Here is a 14,336-nt window from a genome sequence, read left to right on the forward strand (position 1 = left end):
GGCAACTCCTTTATATAATATACAGTGTGACTGCTGATCATGATTGATTTTCATAACCTTTAACGGCAATCAATTAGCCCAATACCGCCTTGATCTGATCCGCCAGATCATTGGCCAGGACATCACATTCTATCTCGTCGTCGGACTCAACCATGACTCGAATCATCGGCTCTGTACCTGATTGACGAATGAGTAAGCGACCACGACCTGCCAGCGCCGCACGCGCTTTGTCAAAGGCGGCCGCCAGCTCAGGATACTCAAACGGGTCTTTCATCTCAGACAAGCGCACGTTGACCAGTTTTTGCGGTAGCACGTCAAACCCTTCGACCAAGTCACTAAGCGCACGGCCACGCGCTTGCATGACAGCCAGCACCTGCAAACCTGCGATAATCGCATCACCTGTACGGCTTTTATCCAAACATAAAATATGACCAGATGGCTCACCGCCCAGTATCCAACCATTGGCCTCAAGCGCTTGCATCACGTAGCGATCGCCTACTTTTGCACGGACAAAGTCAATCTCAGCGGCTTTGAGCGCCAGCTCTAGCCCCATATTACTCATCAACGTACCGACCACGCCCTTAGCTTTGTCTGCGCCTTGGGTAGCGAGCACGTATAAGATCCCATCACCATCGACCAACGCCCCCGTTTCATCGACCATCACGATACGGTCACCATCGCCATCTAGCGCGATCCCGACATCAGCACCATGCTCGACGACCGCTTTTTGTAAGCCTGCTGGATGGGTCGAGCCGCAGTCAGCATTGATATTGATGCCATCAGGCGCATGATTGATGGCGATAACATTGGCACCCAGCTCACGCATGACTCTCGGTGCCACGCTATAACCGGCTCCGTTGGCGCAGTCGACGACGACGGTAAGATGGCTTAAGTCATACTGATAAGGAAAGCTGCCTTTACAGAATTCTATATAGCGGCCTTTGGCATCGTTGATACGATTGTTTTTGCCAAGTTTGGCAGGATCCACAATAGGCATGATGGTGTTATTGTCTGCTTCAGAGGCACTCATGATGGCGGTGAGCTTGTCGTTAATGGCCGTCTGCATCTCATCGGTCAACTTTTTACCATCGCCTGAAAAAAACTTGATGCCATTATCAAAATAAGGATTGTGCGAGGCGGAGATGACCACACCGGCATCCGCATTAAAACTGCGAGTCAAATGCGCAATAGCAGGCGTCGGCAATGGGCCGAGCATATGGACATCCACCCCTGCAGCATTAAAGCCCGACTGTAGCGCCCCTTCTATCACATAACCTGACAGGCGAGTATCTTTACCGATGACCACACTGGGCTTGCGCGATGGATTGGTATTATTCTCTATTAGCACCCTGCCTGTCACATAACCCAATTTTAAAATAAAATCTGGTGTGATTGGGGATTCACCAAACTTCCCACGAATACCATCGGTGCCAAAGTAGCTCATTATCTATCTTCCTCACATATAAAAGTAAAAGGCCGTCTCAGAGATCGGCACTACTGTTATTATTGTTACTGTCATTATAATCACTGTTGTTGTAATTACTATGGCTATAATCCATTTTGGTATTTTACAAAAAAAACAGCCAACAATAACGAGGCATTGTTGGCTGTTTGTATCTTAACGTCTCTGTAGTCGTGCAATCTGGCAAAAACGCAGCACCTACAGTAGGTATGGCAACAAATTAGTTCACACGGTAGTTTGGTGCTTCTTTGGTGATTTGCACATCGTGGACGTGCGACTCTTTCATACCAGCAGACGTCACCTTGATAAACTGTGGTTTGCTACGCATATCTTCGATAGTCGCAGAGCCTGTATAACCCATTGATGAGCGCAAGCCGCCGACCAACTGATTGACGATGCCAGCTACTGGGCCTTTATAAGGAACGCGGCCTTCGATACCCTCTGGCACCAGTTTTTCTACGCCGTCTTTGGCATCTTGGAAATAACGGTCTGATGAACCATTTGAGCCTGACATCGCACCCAAGCTACCCATGCCGCGATAGGCTTTGTAGTAGCGACCTTGGAACAACTCGACCTCACCTGGTGCTTCCTCGGTACCTGCCATAAGCGAGCCGACCATGATGCACGATGCACCAGCGGCGATGGCTTTTGCCATATCACCTGAGTAGCGGATACCCCCATCAGCAATCAAAGGAATGCTGTCTTGTAGGGCGCTTGCGACATTGTCGATTGCTGAGATTTGAGGCACACCGATACCAGCGATGATACGCGTGGTACAGATAGAACCAGGACCGATGCCGACTTTTACCGCGTCTGCACCTGCATCGCGTAATGCAAGGGCTGCGTCACCGGTGGCGATATTACCACCAATCACTTGAACGTTAGGATAGTGTTTTTTGATCCACGAGACTTTTTCGATCACGCCTTTTGAGTGGCCGTGCGCAGTATCTACCACGATGACATCGACGTCTGCTGCGATCAAAGCTTCGACACGTGCCTGCGTATCTGCGCCGGTGCCGACAGCAGCACCAACCCGTAGACGACCTTGCTCATCTTTACACGCATTTGGGTTGTTTTCGGCTTTGGCAAAGTCATTGACCGTGATCAGACCTTTTAGGCGATAGTTATCATCGATAACGATGACTTTTTCAATGCGATGCTCATGGAGTAAACGCTTGATGTTTTCGTTGCTCTCGCCTTCGTGTACGGTGACCAGCTGATCTTTTGGTGTCATGATTTTGCTGACAGGCAGTGATAAGTTGGTTTCAAAGCGCCAGTCTCTGTGAGTGACGATACCGACCACACTATCTGTGCCTTTTTCGACGACAGGCACGCCTGAGATGTTGTTGTCTTCGGTCAACTGCAACAGCTCACCAATGGTCATCTCTGGATGTACCGTGATAGGGTCAACCACTGTACCTGCTTCAAACTTTTTCACACGGCGTACTTGCGTGGCTTGTTTGGCGATATCCATACTCTTATGCAAGATACCCATCCCGCCTAGCTGCGCCATAGTGATGGCCATTTCAGACTCAGTCACCGTATCCATAGCGGCAGAAACCAGCGGTAAATTCAACGTGATGTTTTTGGTCAAACGGGTGGTCAGATCAGCAGTTTTTGGTAGGACTTCAGAATAGGCTGGCAATAATAAAACGTCATCAAAGGTTAAGGCTTCATCGACAATTCGCAACATACAGACCCCTAGTGGTGGTTATTTTGATGGGTGGGATTTTCGCGATAAGACAATCAACCAAGATCACCAGTATGACTTTACGATAGTCAAAGCCTTATGTGTTGCAGGCTTTTTATCATAGAGCTTTCGATAATAGACAATGAGCCAGTCGTTGTTTGTCTAAAAACCCTCTATCACTAAACAAACACCAGTACTTGAAAATTGCCATTGATTTATGAGTGATAAATTTGCACAAATACAGTGCAGACTCATCTCTTAATCGCTCATTTATCCCGTAAAAATAACGCCATATTATAACAAATACACAGGCACCTCGCATGCTTATTTATCAGCTTATTTTGTAGAATTGATAAATATCATACAAACAGGCGCGCATTTGCTCTATCACTCAGACAGCGGCACGGGATTAACTGGCGTATCGAGTACAGATAGCACACCTCACGCTTCGTGCTGTTTCATGATAAAACGCTCAGCGGGTAGATATGATTTTTGCTCACGATAGAGATAATGTAGCATCTGTTCACGTACTTGACACTCAAGATAAAAGGCATTCATTGGGCCGTCAGAGGCTAGACTCCCTCTTAATTTGATGGTGTTTTCGCTCAGCGATACCGTGACCATCTCAGGCTCAGTCTCACCATCCCATAAGTCGTTATCTTTGACCAATGAAATAAATTTTTCGCGAATGGCGTCGATATCAGCACCATAATCCACGTAAAGATAAACCACGCAAGTCTGATGCACCTCGGTATGAGACCAGTTTTCTACAACCTCGGTAATCAGTCGGCGCATCGGTACGATCAATCGGCGCTCATCCCACGTCTTTAGCACCGCATAGGTATAACGCAAATCTTCAATTGTCGTCCAATCCCCCTCCATCATCACTGTATCGCCAATACGCACAGGCTGAGTCACCGCCACTTGCACCCCTGCGATGATATTGCCCAAGATAGGCTGCGCAGCAATACCGATAACCACCCCCGCGATACCAGCTGAGGTCAATAATGTCTTGCCAAGACCCTCCATATTGGTAAATTCGCTAAGCCCAATCCAGATACTTCCCAAAATCATGACAAAGATAAAGACGCGGCGAAATATCGATACATAGGTGCGGCGACGACGCTCTTTATCAAAATGCTCTTCGGCCAGATTTTCGATCTGCATGTTTTGATAGCGATTGGCAAAAAAGTTAATAATCCGAATACCAAGCCATGAGGTGCTAAATACCAGTCCAATCCAAATCAGCGGGCGGGTCGATGAGGCCACCGCATCTAGATAAGGAAAGCCCCCTGACACTAAGGTAAACACCAATGAAAAACTGATGGTAAAGGTCAAAGGTACTGTCAATTTGCTGACAAGATCTGCCACACCATGACTACTGCCGACGTAGTTGCTGTACTTTTCATCATCGATGTAGCGGCTGATGAGCTTTTCAGTGCCCTTACTCAGTAGCCAGCCCGCCACCATGGTCAACAAGAAAAACAAAACGAGTGCTAAAAACTCCCACAAAGCAATACTAAAAAACTGTATTTTTAACCAGGCAGGCAGATAGCGCTCAAACTCTGCCGGATGGTACTGCGCGTATAGGTTATCGATATTGCCTACTGTCTGTGCGGAAAACACCCAGACAGGTGCCTCCTCCCCAACTCTCACGCGCTGCAAATAGATGGGCACGCGGCGCTCGCGGTAGTCGATATAACCAAGCTGAATGGAGCGTCTGGCGATGCCCATCACGCTGCTGTTGTTACCCAGCGGCGGCTCAATAAGTCCATCCGGACGATCTGGCAAATCATCAAACACATACAACTCTCTTTCGGACAATAAAAAATCCAAACGCTTGGAGAGCTCAAGCGCGCGGCTGCGCTGAGTGCTTTGGTCGATCAGGTTCATATTCAGCGCGTAAGCGGCCAAGTCATACTGCTGTTTCATCACTGCCGACTGAAAAAACTCTAACGTAGCAAGCGGCGTGTTCAGGTTTGGCGGCTTAGATAACGGCGGCAAGCCGGTATTGAGCCTATCCAAAAGATAATAGCTCTCATGATATTCACCCGTCAGACCCGCATTACCCTGCAACTCACCTGCCTGCTCTACCGCGCTACGCTCAGTGGGATCAAATATCTCTTCTTTAATCTCAGAGATACTGACGCTGCCATCACTCATCGAGTCTAACTGCTGCTCGGCATATTCACCGAAACCATCTGGCTTGTCGTTTGGCGATGGATTGTTTGAAGATGGATTGTTTGGCGACGATTGGTCACGCGCTTGAGCGCTAACCGTTTGGGCGTTGCTTTCTACCCCTGCACTTGCACCAGCTGGCTGGGCAACAGCCTCTATCGCCGCGCCGAGCATCAGGACAAAAAACACCACCAGCATTTGCCATATCATAGCGCGCCGGCTCTTCTGCAACTTGTCATTGATCAGCCGATGGCCAATAGTGCGATGGCAAATAAAGGGTATGACTCTATCCGTGTCAGTCTGATGATGTTCAGCAGCATCCGTGTGAGAAGTATTCATATATCGACGGCCAGTAAGTTGCGTAAGTTGTATGAATTTGTATAAAAAATAAGCGTATCGTACAAGCGTAAGAATACCGTAAATGCGGTATCAAAACCGTTTGGTCTTGGTACAAGGCGTATAGATATTTTATTTAATACCTTGTGTGCTGTCCCAACGCCGCGCACAATAAACACCTTTAGCACGTGGCACATAGTATCTTGCATGCCAACTTTATTTAGGATCGACTATATTTATTTTGAGTACAAAAAAAGCCAGCATCAAGCTGACTTTATATGTAAAAAACAAGTATGGTCTTATAAGCCTGCTCAAATCCGCTTACGCGCGGCGCCATGTGGTACCAGCACGGCTGTCTTCAAGCTCGATACCCGCCTGTTTTAACTGCTCGCGTATCTCATCGGCGCGGGCAAAGTTTTTGTTGGCTTTGGCATCATGACGCTCAGTGATAAGCGCATCGATAGCGGCATCATCTAGTCCATTGTCCGCCTGCTCTCCAGTCACCGCTTGCAAGAACTGCTGTACAGGCTGCTGCAAGAGATTTAACACTTGTGCCAAGGCCTTGAGCTGCTGGGCTGACTGCCATGCCGCCGTCACATCTTCAGCTTTAACGGCTTTATTGACATCTCGAGCCAAGCCAAACAACACACTAATCGCCGTTGAGCTATTAAAGTCATCATTCATGGCTTTGATAAAGTCTTGTCCAGCAGCACTATCGTAAGCTTCAGCCACTAGCTCTGCATTGATTATGATTGACTGCCCTTTTTGTTGCTCGGCCAATTTTAGCGCGTTGTATAGTCTGCTTAGGCTATTATGCGCTTCATCCAAAGCGCTGTCTGAGAAGTTTACTTGGCTGCGATAATGGCTCGATAATAAGAAGAAACGCACCGTCTCAGGTAAGTATTTCGCGGTCACATCACGAATGGTAAAGAAGTTGCCCAGTGACTTCGACATCTTTTCGCCATCGACATTGATAAAGCCGACATGCATCCAGTTACGCGCGTACTCGCAGCCTGTCGCGGCTTCTGACTGGGCGATTTCGTTTTCGTGATGCGGGAACTGTAGGTCGTGACCACCGCCATGGATATCAAAGGTATCACCTAGGCATTTGGTCGACATCGCTGAGCATTCTATATGCCAGCCAGGACGCCCTTGCCCCCAAGGCGACGCCCACTGCGGCTCATCGGGTTTGGCCGCTTTCCATAAGACAAAGTCGAATGGATTGCGCTTGTCAGTCTCGACCTCAACACGCGAGCCTGCCTGCATATCATCCAAGTTACGCTTAGATAATTTGCCATAATCAGCAAAGCTATCGACCGCATAATAGACGTCACCATGATCCCCTGCATACGCATAGTCATTGTTGACCAAGTTGCCAATCATCTGCTGCATCTCGTCGATATGATCGGTCGCGCGCGGCTCAGCATTTGGCATCTGGCAGCCTAGCGCGCTCGCATCTTCGTGCATTGCATCGATAAAACGCTGGGTCAATGCACCAATCTCTTCGCCATTTTCACTCGCGCGAGCGATGATTTTGTCATCGATATCGGTGATATTACGGACATAATTGACGTCATAACCTAGCTGCGCAAGCCAGCGCACCGCCATATCAAAGGCCACCATCACACGCGCATGACCAATATGACAATAATCATAAACGGTCATCCCGCACACATACATGCCGACCTGTCCTGCTTTGAGTGGTACAAACTGACGCTTGCTACCTGTCAGTGAATCATAAATGGCCAGCTGAGACATCGCATCGGCAAGTGGTGTGGTCATAGTTAAAAAGCCTTTGATATAAATAAGTGGAATACAAACAAAACAGACAAAAAATCACGCGCAGCGATCCATGGACACTCATAAAACCTGAAGCGCGATAAAACTTAACCCATTATCTTAGCGAAAACCGCCATAAAATACTACAATGAGCACATAACTAACACCACTGAACGATAAAAACTGCTAAGGGTATAAAGATGGGCAACCGTTTGAGTAAAATATATACACGTACCGGCGATGATGGTAGCACCGGCATGGCAGATGGCAGCCGCGTGAGCAAAGCCGATATTTTGTTTGGCGTGATGGGTGATATTGATGAGCTAAACTCACACATCGGTATGGTACGCGCGTACTTGCAGCAAGGCGCTCTATCAGCATTTAAGACGCAGACGGACGAGTCCGAACTTTCTGAGGCGTTGGCGATTATTCAGCATCTTTTGTTTAATATCGGTGGCGAGCTTGCCATGCCAGAATATGAAGGCGTGAACAGCACGCACATTGAATGGCTAGAGCAACAAATCGATGCAATGAACGCTACCTTAGCGCCACTAAAAGACTTTATCTTACCCACTGGGTCGTTGCTGGTTAGTCAGCTGCATGTCGCACGTAGTGTGTGTCGCCGTGCTGAGCGCCAAGCGGTCCTATTACAGCAAGCGCGCCCGCAAGCAATCCGTGCAACGGCCATCAGCTTGATCAACCGTTTGTCTGATTGGTTGTTTGTCGCGGCACGTTTTTGCACAGACCCTGAGCAGGTCTCTGAGGTACTTTGGGACAGTCAGGTGTTACAAAACTTCGCCAGTGATCAGTAGCGGGCTCGAGACTTCTGATATATACAAGCAAAAAAAAGAACCCGTAACGTAAAGACGTTACGGGTTCTTTTCTTCTGAAAACCACTATCATTACTGATTTTTATGGATTAATAAGTAGCGCTTTCATCTTCGATAATGACCATATCGATGCTGTCATCTTTTGGCACTGCTTTTGGCGTCGCAGGTGCGGCAGGCTCACTGGGAGTCGCAGCACTGTTAGCTGCTGTACTGCTTTGCGAGCTAGCACTAGCGCTTTCATTTTGGTTATTGGTACTTGGCACCTCGATGGTCGGCGGCGTAGTAGGCTGGATCGGACGAATCGGCTCGACTGGTGTGGCAGCGCGCGGCTGACGCACAGGTGCTGACTGACGCTCATTGTCTTGTGCAGCAGCGCGGCGTTCTGCCTCACGCTCGGCGCGAGCGGCATCCATCGCCGACTTAAACACAGAGCCTGCCATAACATCAGCCACGATAGTGAGAAGCGCGGGCTGGCCTGCGATTCGCGTACTTACTTGCCCGCCTTGAGCCCCAACGACATAGGTAAAGGCGTCATCCACGAGCATGTTGTTATTGATACGAATGTTATTTTGCGCAAGACGAGATTGCAGGCTTGGCTGATTGTTGGCCGCTTGCACTTGACTGGCTTGATACAAATCCTCACTTGGGAGCGTCATACTGACGCTCGCCTGACACGTCGTCATGCCATTGCTGTTGGCTGCTTGTAGTACTGCTGCGTTTTGTACATCAATCACAACACCATTGGTCTTATCAGCGATGCTAGCGCCTGCAAGGCTGATCTCGGCGTCATTTGCATAATTGGCAGCGAGCGTCTGTGTTTGTTGATTGAGCGTATTTTTTAGTGTCGTTTTGAGGCGATCTTGCACCATGGGATCATCACAGCTGACCGCAGTAGCAGCAGCATTTTCTGCGGCGGACTCTTGCTCTGTCAGCTCAGCGGTCTCTGTCGTCTCTTCTTTTTCTGAGCGATCACAGCCGACAAGCGCTAAACCACATACCATGCCAATACCAGCCACTTTTTGCCACTTGCTCACACTCTTATTTGCTACGCTCATATGTATTTTGCTCCCAGTTTACTAATTCGTACCGTCACTGACGGACAGTGATTGATGTTCAAACCAAAACCCTAGCTGCCAGCGGTTAAAACCAGATTATTATACGGTGTTTGGGTGAAATGGTCATTAGTGTCTGCCATGGATATACAAATAACGTCCCTCATTCGCCACAAAACCTGCGTTTGGTTGCAAAAACATAACAATGACATATTTATATAGGGCGTGTCGAACATTTTGATTCATTAAAGGTTAAATCTAGCGCCCACCATTTTGATTCATTTTGGTTCAGCATGTACTCAGATAGCAGTCGTAAATGTTGTTAGACGTCGTCTATCTCAGACGATATGATGAGTCTAAAACACTCGTTACTGTATCTGATGATAAACTTTAAAAACACGCTGTTACTCGGTCATCGCGGCGCGCGCGGTGAAGCCTTAGAAAACACCTTACTTGGGTTTCAGCATATAGGGCGTCTAAAAAACCATGGTTTGGCTGGTGTAGAGCTCGATGTCCAGCTAAGCGCTGATGGTCATTTAGTGATCTTTCACGATGAGGATTTGGCGCGGATGTGTGGCCAGCAGTCGCGTATTGCTCAGCTGACTCTAGCGGAGATCAGACGACACCTACAGCTCGGTCATCCTATTATCACCCTAGCGAGTATCGCCCAGACGTTGCACGAGTTTTCTGTCATTGAGCTTGAGATCAAGACCCATGAGCGCACCGATTATACCGCCCTTATCCAAGCGCTGGCGCGCGATTTGATTGACACGCCGCTGGTTCATTTGCCAATTGTGCTGACCAGTTTTGACACCGAGCTGCATGTGCGTCTGCAGCGGCATCAGCAGCTAAAACGCCTACCGCGAGGTTTACTCATTCGTACCCCCGAAGCGCTGGCTGCCGCAACCAATACTGCTTTGCAGTTGGGCTGTATACAGCTGGGCGTGCATTATCCGCTGCTAAGTGAAACCATCATCGCTCATAGCCACCGTTATAACTTGCCGGTGAGTGCGTGGACGGTCAATGATATCGATGCCATACAGCAGCTGATCGACTGGCAGGTCGATGTCATCATCACTGACTTTCCCAGTCAGGTATTGGGCCGATGAGAGGTTACGGTTGCGCTGTTAACTTTCTATCTGTAGGTTCTGATACTCCGTCAGCTCTGAGACATGGGTTTTTATACATATCTGCTGTAACACTTACACTTCTCCTTCATATCTGATAAGTCTATCGCTATTTTGACCTATCCAGTCTATAATCCATACAAGTTGTTGTTATTTAGCAATATTTTTATAGTGCATAAGTGTTCACTTTATTGTTTTTTTAGGGTACCATAGACGCTTAAATGAATACCGTTAGGGATGTTATATGATTGCAAAAAAAGCACTTGGCTTACCGCTTAAAGGCTTACGTTTCGCTATCAAATCTGGTGACACGCTTGTTAAGACCGCCAGCACTCAGATCACACGCTTTAAAACGCGCTTTGATGAAAATAAAACGAAAAGCTCACTAGGTGAGCAGCCAGTTGCCAAGCGCAACTACGCACATATCGACGCGCCAGTTGCAGGATCTCAAGAAGCCAGTATCGACATGCGCGAGTTTGAGTTTACCAAAGCGCCAATCAACTGGATTCCAGCCACTATCTTAGTCGCCACTCCGATTGCGGCGGCGATCATCACGCCGTGGTATTTGTTTACTCACGATGTCAGCGCACCAGTTTGGGGCGTGTTTGGCGCTTTTATGGTATGGACTGGCATTAGTATTACCGCAGGCTATCATCGTCTGCTGTCGCACCGTGCGTATAAAGCCCATCCCATTGTCAGAAACTTTTTATTACTTGGATCAACCCTAGCGGTACAAGGGTCAGCATTTGACTGGGTATCTGGACACCGTAGCCATCATCGTCATGTCGATGATCGTTTGGATGATCCATACTCTGCTAAGCGTGGCTTTTGGTTCAGTCATATTGGCTGGATGCTACGCAACTACCCTAGTGGTAAGTTCGATTACAAAAATATCCCCGATTTGACCAAAGATCGCGTCTTGCAAATCCAGCATAAGTATTATGGCTTGTGGGTGGTTGCTATGAACGTCGGCCTAGTCGCCGCGATTGGTTGGCTATTAGGGGATGTTTGGGGCACGCTCATCATTGCAGGTTTGCTGCGTTTGGTATTGACGCATCACTTTACCTTCTTTATCAACTCCTTGTGTCATATGTTTGGTACGCGCCCGTATACCGACACCAACAGTGCCCGTGATAACTTCTTTTTGGCGATATTTACATGGGGCGAAGGCTATCATAACTACCATCACTTCTTTCAATACGACTATCGTAATGGTGTCAAATGGTGGCAATATGACCCAACCAAATGGCTGATCGCAGGACTATCAAAGATCGGTCTGACCAGCGAGCTGCGTACGGTCGATGACACGACCATCAAGCATGCAGAAGTGCAAATGCAGTTTAAAAAAGCCCAGCAGCAGATCGAGACGGCGACAGCAGGTGGCATCGACATTCCTCATGCGATGAAAAACTTTCAAGATCGCATTAAGTTTGAATACGACGCCTTTATGCAGACCGTTGAAGAGTGGCAAGCGCTAAAAGCCAAAGCCATCGAGCTGAAAAAGACTGAATATGCTGATCGTTTGCATGAAGTAGATGAGAAGCTGAAACACGATTATGCGAAGATTGAACAAAAAATCCTTGAGCACAATAGCAACCTAAAAACTGCTTTTCGCTCAATCGGTCTTAGCAAAAAAGCCGCTTAACTGCGCTTAACCACATAGCGACTGAGTTTGATCGCTAAGCTTGGTCGTTAGAGCTTGGTCTTTTAAAACTTAACCATCAACACTCAGTCTTTAAAGCTTAGTAAGATTATCTGAAGTTTCTCCTTCCCTCTATCTGTCATGGATAGAGGGATTTTTTTATCATTCATTTATCATTCGTACAGTGCGATATTCAAACGACGATAGTCCATCCAACATAACAGCGCCCTTGTTGATACCAGTAGGACGATACCTGTCTTATAAAGCGAGCTTGCCAGCACATCATACGATGATGGTATTTATAAAAACATGATTGATTACAAGAGATGGACATAGTGAAACGCGGCGCTATCCTTGCTGTGCTATAGTGCGCGTAGCTGCCTATCAATCGAACGCTTAACCAGACAATTCATACTCATCACTTAATACCAAAATAGTACCAAAAAACCAATACTCTAAAAGTAGGAAGGGCTTGTATGCGCTATCAAAACACCTATGTCACGCTCGACACGCGCTTGTATCACGAACAGCCGCCGACGCCTTTAGAGCGTCCGCGTGCCGGCCATTTTAATACTCAAGTCGCGCAGCATTTGGGCTGGGCAGAGGATGATACGCTCATGGCTCGCTGGGTCGAGATCCTAGGCGGGCAATATGTGCCTGCCGAGTTTAGACCCTTGGCCATGGCTTATGCTGGTCATCAGTTTGGTCAGTGGGCGGGGCAATTGGGCGATGGTCGCGGGCTGCTTATGGCGCAAGTCATTGATAATAATGAGCAGCGACAAGACTTACATCTCAAAGGCATCGGTCTGACGCCCTACTCGCGTATGGGAGATGGCCGCGCGGTCCTTCGTAGCACCATTCGTGAGTATTTATGCGGTCACGCACTCACCCAGCTTGGCATCCCTTCTTCAAACGCCTTGGGTTTTGTCGTTTCTGATACGCGTGTGCGCCGCGAGCGTATCGAGGCTGGCGCTGCACTGATGCGGGTGGCAGACAGCCATATTCGCCTCGGTCATGTCGAGTGGATCGCAGGCTTTGCCCCTGATCTGCTCGGTGAATTTACCGACTATATGATTGATACTTATTATCCAGAGTGCCGCGAGAGCGAGATACCTGTGCTCGCATTTTTGCAAGCCGTCGTTGCGCGGACGGCACGAATGATTGCCGATTGGCAATTGATCGGCTTTGCCCACGGAGTGATGAATACCGATAACTTATCCATCACCGGCAGCACCTTGGATTTCGGTCCGTTTGGTTTTATGGAGCGCTTTAATCCTGCTTGGATCAATAATCACTCTGATCATACGGGACGCTACACCTATCAAAACCAACCAGCGATTGGTCATTGGAACCTAAACGTTTGGTTGCCGCATTTTATGCGTTTAGACGGCGTCACCCGTGAGACGCTTTCTGATTGCTTAGCGCCTTATGAAGCGACGTTTATGCAGCACTATCAGCAAGGACTGTGTCAGAAGCTTGGACTGCCGCATCGAAGCGAGAGCCTCAGTGTGGCTTTTGAGTGGTTGACTCTATTAGAGGACAACTTACTCGACTACACCAACAGCTTTCGGGCGCTACTTGGCTTGCTGGCGCCAGAGGATTATCCATATGAGCATCAATTATTGACCACCATGACTGCTGAGTTAAGCCCTGAGGCGCAGCAAGTGTGGCAAGATTGGTCAGCGCGTTATATTAGCCTCATCGAGTCTTCAAAACTCGCAGAGGCACAGGCTACCATGCAGGCACACAACCCTGTCTATGTACTGCGTAATAGCATGGCACACAGAGCCATTACGGCTGCAGAACAAGGTCAGTTTGAGGAAGTGGATCGCGTCTTTACCTTGCTTGCGCATCCTTATCAGGTACAGGATATCGCAACAGAGCTCGATACCCTGCCACCCGACCCTCATGCGCCGCAAATGCCGATTAGCTGCTCTTCATAATTGGTTTAGCCATTTAACACCTCAGACCACACAAAACAGTGTCTTTGGCCTTTATAGACTGTAATATTTTGAAACATTATAAAATTAAGGTTGATATGTCATGGGGTTTTTTGGCATTATCAACCAGCGAAATAACGAATATCATTTTATTATATTATTCGCACAATTGGGCCGAGTTGACTAGGCAGTGAATTGCCAATAGTGCTAGAATAACGGTTTTCGCTGGATTGCTTTTTTGGCCTGATATTAAACTGCCGATCATAACCCTTTTAATGCCGATGTTCTCTTTGATTATTA

General features: G+C 47.9%; 9 protein-coding genes. 4 read left to right on the forward strand and 5 right to left on the reverse strand.

The annotated features are described in order from the left end of the window. Positions 1-73: 73 nt before the first annotated feature. The 4 genes from glmM to cysS all read right to left on the reverse strand — a co-directional run bounded on the left by glmM (position 74) and on the right by cysS (position 7,448). Positions 74-1,444: a phosphoglucosamine mutase gene (gene glmM / locus BTV99_RS03600; protein ID WP_075100989.1), complete on the reverse strand. Its 1,371-nt coding sequence runs from the start codon at positions 1,442-1,444 to the stop codon at positions 74-76. A gap of 238 nt (positions 1,445-1,682) precedes the next feature. Then, entirely contained in the window at positions 1,683-3,155 is a 1,473-nt protein-coding gene (gene guaB / locus BTV99_RS03605; RefSeq protein ID WP_075100990.1) for an IMP dehydrogenase, read from the reverse strand. Positions 3,156-3,593: 438 nt separating this feature from the next. After that, positions 3,594-5,669, reverse strand: coding sequence for a mechanosensitive ion channel family protein (locus BTV99_RS03610; protein ID WP_256713720.1), 2,076 nt, complete (start codon positions 5,667-5,669; stop codon positions 3,594-3,596). Positions 5,670-5,987: 318 nt separating this feature from the next. After that, on the reverse strand, positions 5,988-7,448 hold the full coding sequence (cysS, locus tag BTV99_RS03615; RefSeq protein WP_075100991.1) for a cysteine--tRNA ligase: 1,461 nt from the start codon (positions 7,446-7,448) through the stop codon (positions 5,988-5,990). 197 nt (positions 7,449-7,645) lie between these two features. Between cysS and BTV99_RS03620 the strand changes: the two genes are divergently transcribed. Beyond that, on the forward strand, positions 7,646-8,257 hold the full coding sequence (locus BTV99_RS03620; protein ID WP_075100992.1) for a cob(I)yrinic acid a,c-diamide adenosyltransferase: 612 nt from the start codon (positions 7,646-7,648) through the stop codon (positions 8,255-8,257). A gap of 107 nt (positions 8,258-8,364) precedes the next feature. On the opposite strand, the gene BTV99_RS03625 is transcribed toward BTV99_RS03620, so the two are convergent. Continuing rightward, positions 8,365-9,330 carry a hypothetical protein gene (locus BTV99_RS03625; RefSeq protein WP_075100993.1) on the reverse strand — a complete coding sequence of 322 codons (966 nt, stop codon included), beginning with the start codon at positions 9,328-9,330 and terminating at the stop codon, positions 8,365-8,367. Between the two features lie 344 nt (positions 9,331-9,674). Here BTV99_RS03625 and BTV99_RS03630 point away from each other — a divergent pair, with 344 nt between their 5' ends. The 3 genes from BTV99_RS03630 to BTV99_RS03640 all read left to right on the forward strand — a co-directional run bounded on the left by BTV99_RS03630 (position 9,675) and on the right by BTV99_RS03640 (position 14,039). Continuing rightward, positions 9,675-10,436, forward strand: coding sequence for a glycerophosphodiester phosphodiesterase (locus BTV99_RS03630; RefSeq protein WP_256713721.1), 762 nt, complete (start codon positions 9,675-9,677; stop codon positions 10,434-10,436). Between the two features lie 484 nt (positions 10,437-10,920). Further along, on the forward strand, positions 10,921-12,099 hold the full coding sequence (locus BTV99_RS03635; RefSeq protein WP_178377928.1) for a fatty acid desaturase: 1,179 nt from the start codon (positions 10,921-10,923) through the stop codon (positions 12,097-12,099). 473 nt (positions 12,100-12,572) lie between these two features. Beyond that, the gene (locus BTV99_RS03640) at positions 12,573-14,039 is read left to right on the forward strand and encodes a YdiU family protein (protein WP_075100996.1); all 1,467 of its coding nucleotides are present in this window, start codon (positions 12,573-12,575) and stop codon (positions 14,037-14,039) included. Positions 14,040-14,336 lie beyond the last annotated feature (297 nt).

Origin of the sequence: Psychrobacter sp. Rd 27.2 (assembly GCF_001921755.1) — a bacterium.
Classification (GTDB): domain Bacteria; phylum Pseudomonadota; class Gammaproteobacteria; order Pseudomonadales; family Moraxellaceae; genus Psychrobacter; species Psychrobacter celer.